Below are 19,927 nucleotides of genomic sequence, written 5' to 3'. Positions count from 1 at the left end.
AGAAACAGGTATATCCTTATTTTAACTCCATTTTTTTAATAAGTACGCACCTTTGTTAAAAATTACATAGCGTAAACCTTTATTTAATCTTCATTGGGAGAGTATGAACTGGTGGTTATCTGCTCTATGTAAGCAAAACCAGTATTTTTTTGAACCACTTAGCACATCAATTAATTAATAACCCTTCTTTTGAACGGTGGGTGCGAGATCCGGATAACAATCAGCAGGACGCTGAACATTGGCAGCAATGGTTAGATTCCAACCCTGAGCATACCGAGGCGGTAGCCGAAGCCCGGGCGTTACTTCTACAAATTTCATTTCAACAGCAACCAGTATCTGCCGAGCAGATCACAGACTCTTGGCATAATGTATCGCAACGAATTGCGACTTCGGAAACCAAGACTATCCGACCATTATGGCTACGTTGGCAGTACGCAGCTTCGGTATCACTGTTGGTGTGTGCTTCTGTGGTAGTCTGGTATTGGTTATCGGGCGCATCAACCGTATACGATACAGCCTACGGCGAGACCCAAGCGATTGAGTTGGAGGATGGAACGCAGGTAGTACTGAACGGTAATTCTCAGCTTACCATTGCGCGAAACTGGCTCAATAAAACTCAGCGAGAAGTTTTTTTAGAGGGTGAGGCTTACTTCTCCGTCAATCGCCGTACTCAGAATGAGCAGCTAGTTCCCTTTAAGGTGCATACTTCAAACCTTCGGGTGAAAGTCTTAGGCACCCAATTTAATGTAAATAGCCGGAGAGGGCAGACGCAAGTTGTATTAGATGAAGGGAAAGTTACGGTAGATATTCCCGAAAAGGAAGAAGCTACCATGCAGCCCGGTGATTATGTAATGTACTCATCCGAAAGTAAAGAAGTGACTCATCGGCAAGTGAACCCTGACATCTACACATCCTGGCGGAAGCAACAACTCATTCTGGATGATACTCCGGTGAGTCGTATTATTCGTCAATTAGAAGATACCTACGGGGTAGAATTCGTACTAGCCAACGAAGCTGTTCGCCACCGCCGGATAAGCAGTACCGGGAGCATCTCCACGGAAGATCTAGAAACAGTACTTATAGCTTTGAGTACGTTGCTACAGGTTAAAATTGAGCAAGAAAATAACGTCATCTACCTATATGAGAATTAATCTTTACACTAACACCCATGTCTATGTTCACTAACAACCTGATGAAACTGGTTTTTGTACTCAGCATAGTGGGTTGGGTTAGTCTATCTGCTGTAGAAGCTCAATTGATTGCTTCCACAGAAGCGACTCCTACATTTAAGGATACTGACCCAACACAATCAGCTGAAAAAGAGCAGTTAACCGATCTGTTACAGAATCTTCAAGAGATGTATGGTGCCTCATTTATGTATGAGAGGCATCTCCTGCAAAATCAGTCAGTATTAGCTAGCATTGATGCTGAAGCTGACTTAGAAACTAACCTAAAGCAAATTTTGCAACCAACGAAGTTGCGTTTTAAGAAGATTGATAATGAGACCTACGTCATAATACTAGCTGATTCTGCCCAAGAGGTAAGGCAAGTTAATAAACAGCCTCTTCGCAAATCATCAGGTGATTCGGGGATGATGCTCCCCTCAACCTCGCTTACTTCGTCTATAAGCGTGGCAAATTGGAACGGGAGTGTTTCTAGCGCGGTAGACCGGGACATTTCTGGTACAGTGACCGACGAAGATAATGAGCCATTACCGGGAGTCAACGTATTGGCAAAAAATACAACGATAGGTACCATTACGGATGTTGATGGTAACTATCGGCTTACTATCCCCGATGATGCGGAGGTACTGGTATTTTCTTCCGTAGGATACGCTGCCCAAGAAGTAGCTATAAATGGTAGGTCTATTGTTGATTTATCGATGAATCCTGATGTGACGGAACTGGGTGAGGTAGTGGTAACAGCCTTAGGTATTGAGAAGGATTCCCGAACACTGGGTTACGCCACCTCGACGGTCGATCCAGAAGAATTTACGGTAAACCGAACCCCCAACGTAATGAATGCGCTTCAGGGTAAGATTGCGGGAGTAAATATTTCTGGTCTGGGTACCGGGCCGGGTGGAACTTCTAAAATACGTATCCGAGGGCAGTCCTCAATTTCAGGTCAAAACAATCCACTTATTGTGATTAATGGGGTTCCCATTGACAACACTAACTTTGGTACTAACCCTGGAGGTAATGATGACAATGCGCTCGGGAACAATGGAAACGGGTTTACTTCGGATGGTGGTGATGGGCTGAACAGTATCAACCCTGATGATATTGAGAATATGACGGTGCTGAAAGGGGCGGCAGCGGCAGCACTTTACGGTTCTCGGGCTAAAGATGGGGTAATCATGATTACCACTAAAAAGGGAAAAGGCGCCAAAGGAATTGGGGTTACCTATAATCTCAACTACACCAACGAGCAGCCGCTAGACTTTACGGATTATCAGTACGAGTACGGGCAGGGAGAAAACGGGGTACGACCAACTTCCCCCAACCCAACCTCAGGGCAGTGGTCGTTCGGTGAGCGTATTGAGCCAGGGATGACCCAAATTCTGTTCGATGGTATTGAAGTGCCTTACGTAGCTCAGCGGGACCGGATCGACAAGTTCTTTCGTAACGGGCAAAACGTGACCAACACCGTTTCTATTGCTGCGGGCGGCGAGAATGGGAGCCTAAACCTTTCGCTATCCAATCTCAGTAGCCAGGGTATTGTTCCGAACAATACCTTCCGACGCCGAACAATTAACTTGGGGTTTCAGTATGAGCTATCTAAAAAGTTGAGCGTAACCGGGGCAATCAACTACTCTAACGAGCATAATGAAAATCCGCCCAATGTGGCTCAACAAGATAACACCATTCCAGTAGCCTTGTACAACATGGCGAACACCATGCCACTCGACTTACTGGATGCTAATAAGTTTAATGAGGATGGTGACGAATTTGTGTATTCGCGCTTCCGTAACCGTACCAACCCCTATTTTACTTTATCAGAACAGTTTCAGGAGATTCGCCGGGATCGGGTCTTCGGAAATATCGCCGTGAAGTACGATCTGGCCGATTGGATCTACGTACAAGGCCGGATTGGTCAGGACTACTGGTCCCGCGATCAGTCCGGTAATAACTATCCTACCGGGCAAGCATCCCGACCTAGGGCACCTGATGGTTTTGTGAACGGAACATTTACCCAGGAAGCCCGTCGCTTCCGGGAGATTAACACCGATATACTGGTAAATGCCTACCGCGAATTCGGGGATTTTGGATTGAATGTTAGTGCCGGAGGAAATATCATGTACCGCCGTAGTGACCGTAACCTTGTAGAGGTTGACGACTTCGTGATTCGTGACTTGTATACGGTGGAAAACGGACGGGTGAAAGATCCTCAGTATGATCTGGCTGAACGAGGGGTGAACTCGCTGTACGCTTCGGCAGAACTATCGTATCGGGATATGTTTTATTTAACCGGAACATTCAGAAACGATTGGTTCTCTACCTTGTCCCCGGAGAACCGGAGCATTTCGTATCCATCGGTATCAGCCAGCTATGTGTTTACCGAGTCGTTTAATAGCTCACCGGGTTGGTTAGACTTTGGCAAGTTACGGGCCGCCTACGCCGAAGTAGGTAGTGATACCGATGTTCAGCCTTATTCTAACGTATTATTTTACGAGGTAAGGCCCAATCTTTTTACCACTCCCGATGGGGTAGCCCAGCCGGTGATTCAAGTTGATGGTAATAGTATTCCGAACCCTGACCTTCGTCCTATGCGAGCCAATGAAGCTGAAATTGGCTTAGAACTACAAATGTTTAACAGCCGGGTAGGGTTAGATGTAGCGGTGTACCAAAAAACGACTTCTGATCAAATCGTCAGCGCTCAAGTATCAGAAGCTTCCGGGTTTGACAATACGCTTATTAACACGGGCGAAAGCCGAACGCGTGGCTTTGAGTTTTTACTGAACTTGGTTCTAGTACAAACCGAAGACTTTCAGTGGAATATATCTTTCAACGGAATGTATAATATCACCGAAGTATTAAGCCTGCAAACTGATTCCGTTGGGGAAACCATTACTGTAGGAAGTCACGTATTTAACGGGTTTTTGCAGCAGGTAGTAGGGCAGGAGATCGGTCAATTGGCTGGCTTTGGCTACCGCCGCACACCCGATGGCCGTCAGATATTCGGCGACAACGGAGTAGCCCTGCGTACTGAAGACTTAGTCACTTTTGGTTCGGCTTTACCCAATTGGGTAGGGGGGATTACCAACTCGTTCAATTACAAAGGAATCAGCTTTTCATTTTTGATTGACTTCAAGCTAGGCAACATGATGATGTCGGGAACCAACTTCAACGCCACGCGCCACGGGTTGCATAAAATGACGTTGCCGGGCCGTGAAGGTGGGGTTGTTGGCGACGGAGTGGTGATTGCTGACGAAAGAGTAAATAGTGACGGAGAGGTAGAAATTATCTACGCTGAGAATACCACAGCAGCCGACCCTCAGACCTACTGGGAGGTGGTTCGTTCGCAGCAACTGGTCGAGCCTATTGTCTATGATGGTGGCTACTGGAAACTACGTCAGATTAGTCTGGGGTACGATTTCTCTCGCTTCTTACCCGAAAGCTTCCCCGCCAAAGCGGTTACGCTCAATTTTGTCGCCAATAATGTCTTTATTATCCAAAAGTGGGTTCCGAATATTGACCCCGAATCATTCGGATTTTCCTCAGATAACTTGGTAGGGTTGGAATCAACCGGACTGCCCACTACCCGAGGACTTGGTTTCAATTTAAACGTTAAATTCTAATTCAATTATGAATAAGCTTACTATACTACGTTACTTACCCGTACTCTTGCTACTGGTATTTGCCTGTGATGATGGCTTCGATGAACTTAATACCAATGTAGTTGATCCAACGGCAGACGATGTTGATCCGGTGTTTCAGCTTAACGAAGCAGTCATCAATATGTCGTTTCCTAATTCTGTGCTGGTGTACGATATGGGAATTATCCAGCAGATCATCACTCCTAATTCGGGAGTGCTCACCGGAGCTAACTTCAATCAAGACAACCGTAATTCTACCGAACAAATCTGGCGGAACTATTATCGGGGAGTAGTTCGTCATACCCGCGACATTATTAGTCGTATCAGTGACGATCCAGAGCGAAGCAATTTGCTACAGATGACCCGCATTCTTCAAGCTCATGCTTTTATGATTCTCACCGACACCTACGGTGATATTCCGTACTTCAACGGTGGTAAGGGTAATACTGAACTTGTTCTGTACCCTAGCTACGATGCCCAGTCAGAAATCTATCCTGATATTTTAATGGAGCTTACCGAAGCTGCCACTGCGCTAGACGGTTCGGGAGAAGTTGAAACTGCTGATGTGCTTTATGGCGGTGATATAGATCAGTGGCGGAAGTACGCTAATTCGCTGATACTAAGAGGGGGGATGAGACTTTCCAAGGTAGATCCTACAACTGCCGAACAGCGCGTTCAGCAAGCTTTCCAGGCCGGGATAATCACGGACAATAGCGATAATATGGTCATTCGGCACGATAATAACTATCGCAACGAAACCGGACGCATCCTAAATGCTACCGAAGCTAACAATTACTATTTAGCTGGGCCGTTCGTCACCTATTTGCAAGAAATGGATGATCCCCGGTTACGGTCTATTGCGGTTACCTACGTAGATGCCGCTTCGGGTCCAGGACAAGTGCTGGGGCCGAATGGTAATGGTACCAGCGATCCTGAGGTTCATATCGGTATGCCCGTAGGCAATAACGATGAAACTGCCCGTCAGGCGGCCGCTGCACTAGGGTTGGATAGTTTCTACGAATTTGCCCAAGCTGACCGGGAGCGGGTAGTTACCCAGACAACCCCTATGTTCATGGTGACCGCCGCGCAAAATCACCTGTTATTAGCCGAGGCTGCTTCGCGAGGATGGGTTACGGGTTCGGCTGAAGAGCTGTTTCACGCCGGAATCCGCCTACACATGGAACAGATGGCTGCTTACGATAACGACTCAGTGGTACCGGAAGAAGAAATTGTGGCGTATATCGCTAGCAATCCGCTAAATGATGCTACAGCTTTACAGCAAATCAATGACCAGTATTGGGTTGCATCGTTTCTCAATGGCCCGGAAGCCTTTGCCAACTTCCGCCGTAGCGGCTTTCCCAATCTAGACCCTAACCCATTTCCGGGGCAAGATCTGATTAACGAAGAATTTATTCGTCGCTATACTTATCCCTCTTCGGAGATCATTGTGAACACCGAAAATGTCAATGCTGCCATTGATCGAATGGGGGCTGATATTCTCGATACCCGGGTATGGTGGGATGTGGCTCAATAAAATGGAACACGGCAGACGGAGAAGGGAAAACGGCTTTCCCTCTTCCGTTATCCATTTTCCTTTCTCCGTTCAGACAATTATGAAACAGATTGCTATTATTTTCTTTTTATTCTTCTGGCTACCGTCAGCTTGGGGGCAAACCATCTCGGTAGAACAAATGAAACTCTACACTCCCGAATGGGAGGGAGAGCGATTTGAAGATGGCCGTCCGAAGGTGGCTGACGATGTGTTAGAGCGGATGAAGCTAGTCACCCACGAAGAAGCCTGGGCAGTTATGAAAAATGCGGGGTTTCGGCATCAGTACGAAGAAGGCTGGCTCTGCATTCACCCGGATAGCACGTTAATTGGTCGGGCATTTACGGCCATGTTTATGCCTGGCCGCCCCGATGTGTACCAAGCTATTTTAGATAAAGGGCATACCGAAGGGCGTATTCGTGGTCAGAACGCTTGGCCGATTGATGAGCTTCAGCCAGGTGATGTTTACGTAGCTGACCAATTTGGGGCGCACGAGGACGGCCCGACTATTGGCGATAATTTAGCGAACGCTATTTACGCTAATTCGGGCAACGGGATTGTGTACAACGGAGCGATTCGGGATATTGAAGGGCTAGAAGAGTTAGACAAATTTACATCCTTCGTCAGAAGTTATCATCCCTCTCACCACAACCCTAATCACGACCAAAACACTACGCTGATGGGGATCAACGTGCCAATCAACCTGGGTTCGGTAATGGTTGTGCCGGGTGACGTGATTTTGGGCAAAGACGGTGGGGTATCCGTGATTCCCGCACATCTGGCGGAAAAGATAGTAAAGACCTCCGAAGTTGTTCGCTTGCGTGATATGTTCGGACACTTGCGGTTACGCGAGAAGAAATATACTGCCGGGCAAATTGATTCCCGCTGGTCAGACGAAATAGAAACCGATTTCTCCCGCTGGCTGGAAGCTAATCTTGAGCTGTTACCCGTTCCCAAAGAACAAATTCAAGAATTACTGAAAGAGAGAACTTGGTAAGGTTAGCAGTGGATATTTGATAGGGGAAAATGGATAGTGGATAATGAAAGATAGAACCTAAAACTCATCAGCAATCTAGCAATTGAACCAATCAACCATCGAACCATTGAAAAATCAACCATCAAACCGAAGATCATTCATTCAGAAGGGGCTGGCCGGAGCTGCCGGACTGAGCCTGCTTACGAATTTTGGCAACGACCTTTTTGCAGCAGTTCAAAAGCAAAACCTTTTCTCGGCACCATCAGATCTACAGATTACTGATGTGAAATGCGCTTACATCCGTAATGGGCATAGTTTGTTCGTGAAGGTTTACAGTAACCAGGATATTGTAGGGCACGGTGAGGCGGTAGATGCTACTGCCGGAACGTATTATCTGGTGGGAATGATGGGCGACCGGATAAAGGGAAAAAATCCGTTAAATGTGCATCGGATATTTGAAGACGTCCGTCGTCGTGGTTTCTTCGAAGGGGCGCAGGGTGGCATGTACATCTCAGTGCTCACTGCTATTGAATCCGCTCTATGGGATTTGGCGGGGAAGGCACTGAACGTTCCGGTCTATCAGTTACTCGGAGGAAAGTTCCGGGATAGTATCCGAGTGTACTGCGATACGGCCAGTAGCCGAGAAAAACCGGAGATCATGGGGCAGCGAGCCAAAGAGGTAGTTGATGAACATAACTTCACGGCGGTGAAATTTGATATTGACGATAGCAACGATCCTAATAAGTACGATCCCTATAATTGGACAGTAGGACCGGCTGAATTACAACGCATGGTTGACCAGATTACCGCAGTGCGGGAGTCAGTAGGGGTAAACGTAGATATTTGCGTGGATATGCATGGTCGTTTTGATACAACCTCTGGTAAACGGGTAGCAAAAGCGATGGAACCGCTACATCTTATGTGGCTGGAAGAACCTATTCCGGCAGAGAATGCGGAAGCCTACAAATATATCACTCAATCGACTAGTACCCCAATCTGTGCCGGAGAGAATCTTTATTTAGCCTACGGATTTCGACCTCTGCTGGAGATTGGAGCCGTAGATATTATCATGCCTGATCTACAAAAAGCGGGTGGCTTAGGTGAAGCTCAGCGCATCGCGAATTTAGCTAATGTCTACTACGTACCGTTTGCTCCGCATATGGTGGCTTCCTACTTAGGGGCGATGGCTTCGGCTCACGTCTGCGCGTCGGTACCGAACTTTTTAATTCTGGAGTGGCAAATTTATTTTCATACGAATCCGATGTTCAAAGAAATAGTCCACTACGATGGTGAGATGATCGTGGACGGCTACATTCCGCTATCGGATAAACCCGGAATTGGAGTGGAGATTAATGAAGAAGGGCTGAAGAAATACGCTGATAAAGATATGCCCTTCTTTACCTAACTAAGCCACAGTGACTAATCTAATAAGTTGCAGTTTCAATCTCCTTCAATTAACTTATCAACTCTCTGGTATTCGTGTTAACTATCAATTTCTCATTATCAATTCTTAACTAGCACTATGCATTACTCCTTCGTTTTTCTACTACTTTTTTGCCTCACCAGCCAATCTTTATTTGCCCAAATCCTGACGCTTAGCCGGGACGAAATGATAAAACTAACCAGCCGGTGGGAAGGTGAGCGTTACCCTGATGGTCGCCCTAAAGTTCCCAACGAGATACTGGAGCGGGTTAAAGATATTTCCATTGAAGAAGCCTGGGGTAGTATGCGCGGTGAAGAGTATCATAATCAATTTGAAGGTAATTGGATGATGATCCACGAAGATCAACCTATTGTTGGTCGGGCGCTAACTGCCCAGTATATGCCCACTCGCCCCGATTTGGAAGAAACTCTTAAAGCCGAAGGCGAGGCCGATGGGCGCATTGGAGGAATGAACTCCTGGCCCATTGACGAATTGCAAATGGGCGACGTTTACGTAGCAGATGGTTACGGTAAAGTAGTGGATGGCACCCTAATTGGAGATAACTTAGGAAACTCCATCTACGCCAAATCAGGCAACGGGGTGGTCTTCGACGGTTCACTGCGCGACTTAGCAGGATTAGAAAAAATTGAAGGCTTTAACGCCTTCGTTCGCGGTTGGGATCCTTCGTTTATTAAAGATATGACCCTCGGAGGGTTAAATACGCCTATCCGCATTGGTCGTGCCACCGTTTTGCCGGGAGATGTGGTACTCGCTAAGCGAGAAGGTGTAATCTTTATTCCAGCCCATATGGTTGAAGATGTACTAATCAACGCCGAATTTGTGGCGCTACGCGATAAGTTTGGTATCCAACGATTGCGCGAAGGAAAATATACTCCCGGTGAAATTGACACTCGCTGGACTGACCCTATCAAACAAGACTTTATGGCTTGGCTAGACGAAAATCCCGACGAAATGCCTATGTCGCGGGAAGAGCTAGATGCGTACTTGGAAAACCGAACTTGGTAAGAAGAGCTATTCTTCAATCTACAGTATGACCAGTCCCGCCAACGAAATATTGTTTTTCTCTCTAAGATTAAAGACGGGTGTACGACAAAAACACGTGCTGCCTGGCCGGATGAGGCTTTACGATTTACAGCATCCCCCGGTCAATAGATGGGAGGCCCCGGAATTCACGTGGCTAATCCGGGCCACCATGGCAACGGGATACATCACTTTGCTGAGGCTATTGCAACACTGTCGTACATCCCCAAAGACTATAAGTCTGGCTTTAATTGCGTGGCTTGTATGCTGGCAATTTACCCTGGTCTCAGCACAAGAATCCAACCCAACGGTAGTTTGGGATATTGCATCTTTCCAGCAGCAGCTCTCAACGCATAAAGAGGTAGCCGATCTATGGTCGATACTTAAAAAAGCGGCTGATTCAGACTTAACGGAGCCTGCCTGGACACCTGCTTCCGAACTACCTGGAAGGGAAGCCGTACACGTGAACCGCCGAAACCTCAACGACGGGCTGATGCGGAAAGTTGGACGGCGTATTGAACGAGCCGCGTTAGTCTATCGCATTACAGGTGATGAGCGATATTTGGCGAGTGCCTGGCGACAGATAACCGTACTGTTTAATGATCCGCTCTGGGCTGATTGGCGGGACTTGGCTCATCAGAATTATGCTAATAGCTACGTGGATATTCGTACCGGAGATTTATCGGCGGCACTGGGAATTACCTACGGTTGGCTCCAAGAAGGGCTTACCGAAGAACAACGGGCTGAGTTTATAGAAGGAGTAGATCGGCAAGTGATTCAGCCTTTTCTGAAGAGCGTGGAGCAAAATGTGTGGTGGCTAGATGCCGGTCATAACTGGACCACCCGGGTGGTAGGCGGAATTGGTATTTTGGGAGTTGCCCTACAAGGCAGTCACCCGCAAGCGGGGCAAATTATCACTATCGCCGAAGAAGCCATGTATGGTTATCTAGATCATTTGGGGGAAGATGGTTCGTTCAACGAGTCGCCGGGGTATGTGAGTGATTTGACAGCGGCAGCTCGATACTTCAAGGTACGAAGTGGCAGTCAAAGTGATAAAGCAAAAAAAACTATAAATCAGCTAGTTAAAGCAGCTCACTGGACAGTGTGGACGCTGCTGCCGGGCTTTCGCCAGATGGCTTTTGGCGATACTAAAACCAAGCGACCACTGCGAAGTGAATTTGCCGGAGCCATTGCAGCAGCTAGTGGCGATCAGCTTACTCAGTGGCTGTTTTTGTCGGGCGGTAACCTACGAGAAGGGATCGATCCGCGCCGTCTCGATCCTGAAGCAGTACTGGCATACAATCCTTCCGTAAAGCCGTTATCACCTGCTGAGCTACTGCCGTTAGCGAAGGCTTTTTACAACCAAGGCGGTTTAGTCATCAGCCGTACAGGCTGGGATTTATCATCCGAAAGTCAGGACGTGGTGGTATACGCTAAGCACGGTCGCGAGCAAAGCCACGGTCACGATGATGTAGGTCAGGTTGCCATGACGGTCGGTACGCAGGCCATCATTGTGGAGGTTGGTAACAATTTTACGTATCCGTCTGACTACTTCGGGACTAACCGTCCGGAGTATTACCCCGCTAGTGCCCGTGGGCACAACATTATCACGTTTGGTAGCGAACCGGATGCAGGCATGAATCCTCAGGGGCGAGGTGAGTTGGTCTTCTTTGAAGAAGAGGAAAGTAGTACCCATTGGAAAATGGATCTAAGCAAAGCTTATCTTGACCAACGCAAGGTAACCCGGGAAGTGCTGCACGGACGGCCTTCTTTATTAGTAGTGCTAGATGAGGTAGAGCTACCTAATGAAGAACAAATTACTTTACGCTGGCACAGCGGGGGCGAACCAACGTCATTAATACCGGGAGGCTACCAATTTCAGGCAGGTGACCACACGGCAGCCCTGCATATTACTGCTTTGGCGGGTAAATCGCCGACCTACTCAGTGCAGAATCATTCTTTTGCACCGCCCTACGATGAGAGCCGGGATGGCCAGAAATTACCTCAGTACCGCGAGCCGCTGGTGTCAATTACGACTCAAGATAAGGCGATTCGTTGGCTTACGGTGGTGGCATTCGCTCAAGGTAGTAGCACGCCTATTGTTCAACAGATAGATCAGAATACTTGGCAGATTGAGCACGGAGGCAAGAAAGTAACGGTACTGTTAACCTCAGACGGATTGGAATGGAAACAATAGACTAGCGCGAAACAGTAAATAATTCAACAACCGATAAATCGAGCCATCGATTTACTTAACAATTAAACATATGAACAAGTATTTGCAGAATTTACTGAAGGTGCCTCAGAAGACTGTCGCCAATAGCAACCGTCGTGATTTTATTCAAAAAGCCAGCTTAGGTGGCCTGTCACTCGGGGCTTTTGCTAATAGCTCAATCGAGGAAACACTAGAGTATTCAACTCAGAAAGTGAACAAGTATTCTAAGCCTGCCGATCTGAAAATTACCGATCTACGGGTGGTAGAGATTGTAGATGCCCCAATGCCTTGTCCGGTTATTCGGATTGATACTAACCAAGGTATTTACGGTTTGGGGGAGGTACGCGACCACGCCAGTCCTAAATATGCCTTGTTTCTGAAAAGTCGGTTGTTGGGGGAAAATCCCTGTAACGTAGATCGGGTGTTCAAAAAAATTAAGCAGTTTGGTGGGCATTCCCGGCAAGCGGGCGGCGTCTGCGCGGTAGAGATGGCCCTGTGGGATTTGGCGGGTAAAGCTTATAACGTTCCTGCCTATCAGCTCGTCGGTGGTAAATTTCGCGACCGGGTTCGGATGTACGCCGATACAACGGGTTCCGATGATCCGGTTGAGTACGCTAAGCGCATGAAGGCGCGGGTTGATCAGGGCTTTACCTTTCTAAAGATGGATTTTGGCATTCAGATGCTGAAGGATGAAAAGAATATGGTAATTAACCGGGGGATGAATGACATTGGAAAGCAATGGGATCGGAAGTTCGGTAGCTATGGTTCCACCGCCCACCCCTTCACCCGTATTCAAATTACTGATGCAGGACTGGAGAAAATAGTAGATTACGTGCGGCAGGTACGCGATATTGTAGGTTATGAAGTTCCGCTAGCCGCCGATCACTTCGGTCACTTCGATACCAACGAAGCTATCCGGTTAGGAAATGCGCTGGAACCGTACCGTCTGGCTTATCTGGAAGATTTGGTGCCCTGGCAGTATATGGATAAATGGAAGCAGATCACCCACGCTATTAATACCCCCACGCTAACCGGCGAGGATATTTACCTCAAAGAAGAATTCATCAAGCTGATTGATGCCCAGGCTATTGACATGATTCATCCTGATTTAGCATCTTCGGGGGGAATTCTGGAAACCAAAAAGATTGGCGACTACGCCGAAGAAAACGGTATTCCGATGATGATGCACTTTGCCGGAACCCCAGTTTCGCTAATGGCAAACGTACACTGCGCTGCTGCTACCCAAAACTTTATTGCCCTGGAACACCATTCAGTTGACATACCTTGGTGGGAAGATTTGGTGACCGGGATAGATAAACCTATTGTGCAAGATGGTCATGTAGTAGTACCTGATAAGCCAGGTTTAGGGGTAGAGCTGAACGAAGATGTAGTAAAAAAACACATGCGAAAAGGTACCAAATATTTTGCCCCCACTGAAGAATGGAATACCGTCGATTCGGCTGATCGTTTGTGGAGTTAAAATCAATTAGCAATGTGCAGTGAACAGTTAGCAATTATTATAAACAGCCACTATTGGCCTGCGTATTAGCCTGACGAAGTCTCTCTAAATATACTATTATCAATGATTCATTCCAGTTTCTGGTCTACCATTTCTATCTTCACTGTTCATTGCTAACTGCACATTGCTAATTGTTATCATTTATGAACCAGCGTTCAGTTTATAAATTACTACCCGGTCTAGCGGGAGCCAGCGCACTCATTGCCTTGGTGCTCTTTGTTATGGGCAACGCATCGGGTGCGGGACCTTTTCTAATTGCTTTTTTCGTATTACTTGCTATTAGCTTTCGTGGTTACGAATCGTTGCGCGGGTTCTCTTTTACCGCGGTGATTTTTGCTTCGGTGACGGTCGCTATGTACTACCCGGCTAATTTTCAGGAAGTTGGGGGCTACGACTTAAAAAATTTATTTACCCCGCTTTTGCAACTGATTATGTTTGGGATGGGAACCGCCATCGGCTTCAGCGATTTTTTGGGAGTGATAAAAATGCCTCGGGGGGTGCTGGTCGGTGTGATTTGTCAGTTCAGTATCATGCCATTTGTGGGGTTCAGTATTGCTCATTTACTAGGCGTTGAACCGGAGATTGCCGCCGGAATTATTCTGATTGGCTCATCGCCCAGTGGTTTGGCTTCTAATGTGATGGCTTACTTGGCAAAAGCGAATCTGGCTTTGTCTATTACCTTAACCGCCATTGCTACCTTGTTGGCTCCACTCATCACTCCTAATTTAATGGGTTGGCTGGCCGGAGAATTTGTGGAGGTAGACGTATTGGGAATGATGTGGAGCATGGTTCGCATCGTAATTATTCCGGTGTCTGCTGGGGTGTTATTTAATCACTTCTTCAGCGGTAAATTTAAGTGGTTAGATGAAGCTATGCCTTACGTTTCTATGTTCGGCATTGCCTACATTATCACCATTATTACGGCAGCGGGACGGGATAATCTATTGGAAGTGGGAGCCATTCTGATTCTGGCGGGAATCTTCCATAACCTATCCGGCTATTTTCTGGGATACTGGGGAGCACGTTTGTTCCGAATGCCCGAACAAGACTGCCGAACGGTGGCTCTGGAAGTTGGAATGCAAAACGGTGGTTTAGCCTCAGCCTTAGCCAACGAAATGGGCAAAGTAGCTACCGTAGGATTAGCTCCGGCGATTTTTGGTCCGGTGATGAACATTACCGGATCAACCTTAGCTACCTACTGGCGGGGAAAATCCTTACCCGATGACCCCGAAAAAGAAGTAGCTCCCATTGAACACGATAAAGCCACTACGTAGATATGCGCTACCTGATGATCATCCTTTCGCTGATTGCCCTTGCTTGCACTTCGCAGGAAGGTGCCGAGCAAAAGCCTAAACAGACGACCAAAGTGCCTAATCAGGATTCTATCTACTCTCAAGTAAGTCAAAACTGGAGTGATGTCTTGGAAGCTTGGTATCCCCGAGCTTTAGATACGGCTTACGGCGGCTACTTAGCAAACTGGACGTACGATTGGCAAATAGCTGAGCAGCAGAATAAAATGATCGTCACCCAAGCCCGCCACCTCTGGACTACCGCTAAAGTACTGAAAGATCACCCTAACGATACGCTTTATCAGCGAGCAACGAAGCTCGGATTCGATTTTCTGAAAAATAGGATGTGGGATAAAACTCACGGTGGGTTCTACTGGCGAACCAACCGGGAAGGAGAACCAGTTTTAGAAGGGGAGGGGGAATATAAGAAGGTGTACGGTCATGCTTTCGGAATTTACGCTTTAGCGGCCTACACTCAGGCGGATACTACCGAAGAGGTGCTCTCTTTCGCTAAAAAAGCTTTTCTCTGGTTAGATGAGCATGCGCACGATGCAGAGCATGGTGGCTATTTTTCGGTATTGCATCGAGATGGAACTCCTTTAACTACCGAAGAGCAAAGCGTTGAAAATCTGCCAGTTACCTGGATTTATAAGGAGCAAAATGCGGGTATCCACCTTTTAGAAGCCTTTACCGAGCTGTACCGCGTTTGGCCAGATTCTCTAGTGCGGGAACGACTGATTGAGATGTTACATCTGGTACGCGATACAATGGTGAACGAGCGTGGGCATTTGAATCTTTTCTTTACTTCTGATTGGCAACCTATTTCCTACGCCGACTCTTCCCAAACGGCTTGGGAAGCCAATTATGACGTAGACCATGTTTCTTTCGGTCATGATATTGAAACGGCTTTTCTGATGCTGGATGCATCCGAAGTTCTTGGTAACTTTGAGTACGATCAAACACTATCCGTTGCTAAAACACTAGTAGACCATACGCTAAAAGCTGGTTTCGATCCGGCCAGGAGCGGAATTTATCAGCGAGGCTATTACCTACCGGACGATTCTACCGTGAGCATTATCGACTCGGAGAAAGACTGGTGGTCGCAGGCCGAAGGGTTGAATACTTTGCTGCTTTTTGCCGAACTGTACCCTGATGAGCCTCAGTACGCCGAAGAATTTGCTGACTTATGGAAGTATACCCGCACCTACCTGATTGATTATGAAAATCAGGGATGGTACAATTTAGGCTTGGATATTACTCCCGAATCCCGCACAGCATCCAAGGGGCAAGCCTGGAAGGCTAATTACCACAACGGGCGCACTTTGATGTCGCTTATCGCCCGCCTTTCTCCCTGATTACCACAATCGTCTCGGTTAACGATTAGAACACTATTCATCTCAAATTACGGCCTTTATTCATATCGCAAACTATCTATCGGGTTCCGATTAGCAGCTTTTATGGTTTGTCTGGCGATAGTGAGCAATGAAATGAGTAGAATAAGTATACCAGGTGCTACCAACATCCACCATCGTATAGTAATACGGTAAGCAAACTCATTAAGCCATTCAGTGAAGAAATAGTTAGCAATCGGTGCTGAGACAAAAATAGCGATGAAAATTAGCCTAAATTGTCCTTTGGAAAGCATTAGCAAAATGTTGACAACTGAGGCACCCAATACTTTTCGGATGCCGATTTCTTGGGTTCGTTGTACAGCTGTGTAAGTAGTCAGACCGAAAAGACCCATACAGGCCAGCAAAATAGTTAACCCTGAAAACCAAGAGGTGAGCATCTCAAATTGTTGGTCGCTTCTATACTGCTGGTCAAAGAATTCATCTAAAAAGAAATATGAAAACACATTATCTGGGTACATCCTCTCCCAACTATCTTGAATGGTCGCTAGGGTGGTAGGTAGGTTTTCGGTACTGAGCTTAATCGAATATATCGGTCGGCGAGTAGAACCAATAAAGTATAGTATAGGATCAATGGATTCTTTTAGGGAAAGATGGTGATAATCATTCACCACCCCAATAATGTGAAATTCGCGACTACCCATAAAAACAGATTGACCCAATCCTTCTTCTAAGGTAGAAAAACCAAATTGTTTTGCAGCTGCTTCATTAATTAACATAGCCGATTTATCATTGGTTATTGCTGGCTGGAAGTCTCGCCCAACCAGTATAGTAAGCCCGTAAGCGGTCACAAAATCATACCCTACAGCGATGATATTGGATGGAAAAAGTGATTCAGTGTCAATACTTCCTAACTTGATATCGGATCTGTTCCAGTCGATAGGCTCGCCAGGTACACTGGTAGAATGAGTGATACTATTGATTAATGAGTAGCTTGCCAACTCGCTTTTAAATGCCTCGAATCTTGATGAAGTACTTTGATCGGTCAGATGAGGAGCTTGGACAATGAGTGTTCGTGAAATGTCGATGGCTAGTTGTTGGCTTCTCATATAGGAAAGCTGCTGATCAATAATGATAATACCAGTCAGCAATACCAACGAAGCTATGAACTGAAATAGAATAAGATATTTCGCAAAACCAAGCCCTCTAATTGTGGTTTTAGAATACGTTTTTAGGGTACGTAAAGCAGTAGGAAAAAAAGTGAAAGTAAAGATCGGATAAAGTCCTGAGATGAGAGTATTGGCTAGTAATAAACCTCCTACGAAAAGCCAAAACCAGTACTGTTGCCCAGAGAAAAGATGAGGTAAGCTCCAATGTTCAAACAAAGAAGTTACGACAAAAATAAGGCATAGACCGATGAGCAAAGCAAAGCTGTTCAGTAGTCCTGCTTCCACTAAGAATTGCCGAACGAGATGCCCGCGATTAGCCCCCATTACCCTTCGGATACCGATTTCTTTCATACGGTCTAAGCTTTTTATAGAAGAAAGGTTGACAAAGTTGATTAGGGCCATCAGCATTAATACTATTCCAATAGCTAGAAGAAAGTAGACTGTTCTGGCGTTACCCATCTTAATGACGTTAGAGCGAATAGAGTCATCCAAGTAAATATCCGTAAGACGCTGCAAGTGGTATTGATCTAAACTCCCTTCCTTATGATGTTGCCTAACAATGGTGGTCAATGTAGTCTCTAAATCTTTGGGTGATAAGTAGGGAGGAAGCATCAAATAGGTATAAGTATCTTGCCAGCTCCAGTCTTCGTCTTTTTGACTGCCTAGTGTTGAATAGGAAAGGATAAAGTCAAACTGTAAATGAGAATTTTCAGGCATATCTTCTATTACTCCTTCTACACGAAAAGGCTCACCTTCTCCTATGCTCAGTAGTTTTCCAATAGGGTCTTGATGATTAAAATACTTTTTGGCGACGGTAGTAGAGATGACGGCAGTGTGCGGAGATGACAGTGCTGAATTTAAATCACCTTTTATTAGCGGGAAAGAAAAAGCGTGTAGAAAGGTAGGGTCAGCGTAAACTAATCTTTCTTCAATGAATTTGACTGCCTTTGGCTCTTGAGTGTGATATGTAACAATGGTCTTCGATAATGGAGTTAGTCGGACAATTAGTAGATCTTCCGAGAAGGTATTATTTAGAGCAGATTCCAATCCAGCTACTGTGGAGGGTGACATTCCTTGAAATTTACCCTGCGTGTAATCAGATAGCACCACTCGATAGAGACAATCTTGGTGCTGGTGAAAGGTGTCGTAGCTCAATTCAAAACTTACGTAGCGAAAAATCACCAAACAAGCTGCCATTCCTATGGCTAATCCTGTCACATTAATAAAGGAAAACAGTTTATTCTTTACTAAGTGCCGCCAGGCGGTTTTAAAATTATTATCTAACATCTTTATTAGCTTTTGAGCAGTAGTAAGCCTTAATTTTTTTGTAATCTCTTTGAGATAGGAAATTGAAACGAATTGATATCAAGACCTAATAATATGCAGTATTGTACCGCTATTTTGCAGGGAAATAAACTAGGCCTGCTCTTAGTGCTACGCTATGATGATTCATTTTTATCTGTTTACTACCGGAATATCATTCCATTCGGAACTTACAACGTGCTTTTTGCCGGATATTCTGCTTTTTCTACGCTTACCATTATTGTAGATTTAAGCCAGATTTAAACCGCTTTTTTAAACCAGAATTAAACCAGTGTAAGGACGTTGGCTCTTTTGCCTGCACTACTTATAAAATACGTAATGAAGCAATTGAACCGGATTATCCGGGATTATTTTGGCTTTTCGGCTACTGAACTTCGCGGATTCTGGATTTTATCAGTGTTAGCAGTAGTGCTATTAGCAATACCACCAATTACGAAAGAGGTTTTCTTACAGTCATCTACCTTTTCTCATACTAACCCGGCTAAGCTAGACAGTATTATCGCCTTGCTGGAACAGCCTGCTTTAGACCAAATACCAATTACCGAAACACCAGTTGCCAGCGTTGATTATGTTCGCTTTAATCCGAACAATGCTCCTCGTGAAGTATTGGTGCAAAACAGCATTCCGAGCTGGTTAGCCGATCGGATAATCAAGTATCGGAATAAGGGGGGGAGGTTTAGAAAGAAGGCGGATCTGCTTAAGATCTACGGTTTTCCCGAAGATTTGTACGCTCAATTGGAGCATTATGTGGTGGTACCTGAGAAAGTGGTAAACAATTCTGAGAGAAAGGTGGCTGCCACCGTGGCGGCTTATCCTGAATCCAAAGAGTATCGGAAGTTTGACAAAAAGGAGCTAGTCGCTTTTGATATTAATCAGGCAGATTCTATTCGGCTAAAGCAAATACCCGGTATTGGTACCGTACTATCATCGCGAATTATACGCTTCCGAGATAAGTTAGGCGGTTTACATTCCAAGCAACAACTTAAGGAAGTTTATCAGATTAGTGATGAGGCAGCCCAGAATTTGCAAAAATACACCTATATTTCACCAGACTATGAAGTGGCTCAGTTGAGCCTTAATACTGACAATGCTTCGGGGTTGGCTCAGCATCCGTATGTTTCCTATAAATTAGCTCGGGCTATTGTTGACCACCGAAAAAATTACGGCGATTTTCTACGCATTGAAGATTGTCGGGAAGTATATTTAATGGAAGACTCTGTATTTCAGAAAATAGCCCCGTATCTAGGTTTATAATTTG

General features: G+C 45.9%; 13 protein-coding genes. 12 read left to right on the top strand and 1 reads right to left on the bottom strand.

The annotated features are described in order from the left end of the window. Window positions 1-149: 149 nt before the first annotated feature. The 10 genes from P0M28_RS29430 to P0M28_RS29385 all read left to right on the top strand — a co-directional run bounded on the left by P0M28_RS29430 (window position 150) and on the right by P0M28_RS29385 (window position 16,183). The gene (locus P0M28_RS29430) at window positions 150-1,151 is read left to right on the top strand and encodes a FecR domain-containing protein (protein WP_302207090.1); all 1,002 of its coding nucleotides are present in this window, start codon (window positions 150-152) and stop codon (window positions 1,149-1,151) included. A gap of 23 nt (window positions 1,152-1,174) precedes the next feature. Continuing rightward, window positions 1,175-4,798, top strand: coding sequence for a SusC/RagA family TonB-linked outer membrane protein (locus P0M28_RS29425; protein ID WP_302207089.1), 3,624 nt, complete (start codon window positions 1,175-1,177; stop codon window positions 4,796-4,798). Between the two features lie 7 nt (window positions 4,799-4,805). After that, entirely contained in the window at window positions 4,806-6,350 is a 1,545-nt protein-coding gene (locus P0M28_RS29420; protein ID WP_302207088.1) for a SusD/RagB family nutrient-binding outer membrane lipoprotein, read from the top strand. A 79-nt stretch (window positions 6,351-6,429) separates the two neighbouring features. Then, complete coding sequence (locus tag P0M28_RS29415; protein WP_302207087.1) at window positions 6,430-7,362, top strand: RraA family protein; 933 nt, start codon at window positions 6,430-6,432, stop codon at window positions 7,360-7,362. A gap of 106 nt (window positions 7,363-7,468) precedes the next feature. After that, window positions 7,469-8,746 (top strand): mandelate racemase/muconate lactonizing enzyme family protein, encoded by a 1,278-nt coding sequence (locus tag P0M28_RS29410; protein ID WP_302207086.1) that lies wholly within the window; start codon window positions 7,469-7,471, stop codon window positions 8,744-8,746. Window positions 8,747-8,863: 117 nt separating this feature from the next. Then, complete coding sequence (locus tag P0M28_RS29405; protein ID WP_302207085.1) at window positions 8,864-9,790, top strand: RraA family protein; 927 nt, start codon at window positions 8,864-8,866, stop codon at window positions 9,788-9,790. After that, complete coding sequence (locus P0M28_RS29400) at window positions 9,762-12,002, top strand: heparinase II/III domain-containing protein (RefSeq protein WP_302207084.1); 2,241 nt, start codon at window positions 9,762-9,764, stop codon at window positions 12,000-12,002. The genes P0M28_RS29405 and P0M28_RS29400 overlap by 29 nt, the downstream gene beginning before the upstream one ends. Window positions 12,003-12,072: 70 nt before the next feature. Further along, on the top strand, window positions 12,073-13,500 hold the full coding sequence (locus tag P0M28_RS29395) for a mandelate racemase/muconate lactonizing enzyme family protein (protein WP_302207083.1): 1,428 nt from the start codon (window positions 12,073-12,075) through the stop codon (window positions 13,498-13,500). 182 nt (window positions 13,501-13,682) lie between these two features. Beyond that, the gene (locus P0M28_RS29390; RefSeq protein WP_302207082.1) at window positions 13,683-14,813 is read left to right on the top strand and encodes a bile acid:sodium symporter family protein; all 1,131 of its coding nucleotides are present in this window, start codon (window positions 13,683-13,685) and stop codon (window positions 14,811-14,813) included. Window positions 14,814-14,815: 2 nt separating this feature from the next. Continuing rightward, window positions 14,816-16,183 carry an AGE family epimerase/isomerase gene (locus tag P0M28_RS29385; RefSeq protein ID WP_302207081.1) on the top strand — a complete coding sequence of 456 codons (1,368 nt, stop codon included), beginning with the start codon at window positions 14,816-14,818 and terminating at the stop codon, window positions 16,181-16,183. A 56-nt stretch (window positions 16,184-16,239) separates the two neighbouring features. Here the strand turns inward: P0M28_RS29385 and P0M28_RS29380 are convergent, their stop codons facing one another. Beyond that, on the bottom strand, window positions 16,240-18,633 hold the full coding sequence (locus tag P0M28_RS29380; protein ID WP_302207080.1) for an ABC transporter permease: 2,394 nt from the start codon (window positions 18,631-18,633) through the stop codon (window positions 16,240-16,242). A gap of 93 nt (window positions 18,634-18,726) precedes the next feature. On the opposite strand from P0M28_RS29380, the gene P0M28_RS29375 reads away from it, so the two are divergent. Then, on the top strand, window positions 18,727-18,912 hold the full coding sequence (locus P0M28_RS29375; RefSeq protein WP_302207079.1) for a hypothetical protein: 186 nt from the start codon (window positions 18,727-18,729) through the stop codon (window positions 18,910-18,912). A gap of 75 nt (window positions 18,913-18,987) precedes the next feature. Next, a complete protein-coding gene (locus tag P0M28_RS29370) occupies window positions 18,988-19,923 on the top strand; it encodes a ComEA family DNA-binding protein (protein ID WP_302207078.1) in 936 nt (311 codons plus the stop codon). The last annotated feature ends 4 nt before the right edge of the window (window positions 19,924-19,927 follow it).

The sequence above is a fragment of the Tunicatimonas pelagia genome, from assembly GCF_030506325.1.
Taxonomy (GTDB): domain Bacteria; phylum Bacteroidota; class Bacteroidia; order Cytophagales; family Cyclobacteriaceae; genus Tunicatimonas; species Tunicatimonas pelagia.
The sequence above is the reverse complement of the archived record's forward strand: the minus strand, read 5'-3'. Positions and strand labels throughout refer to the sequence as shown.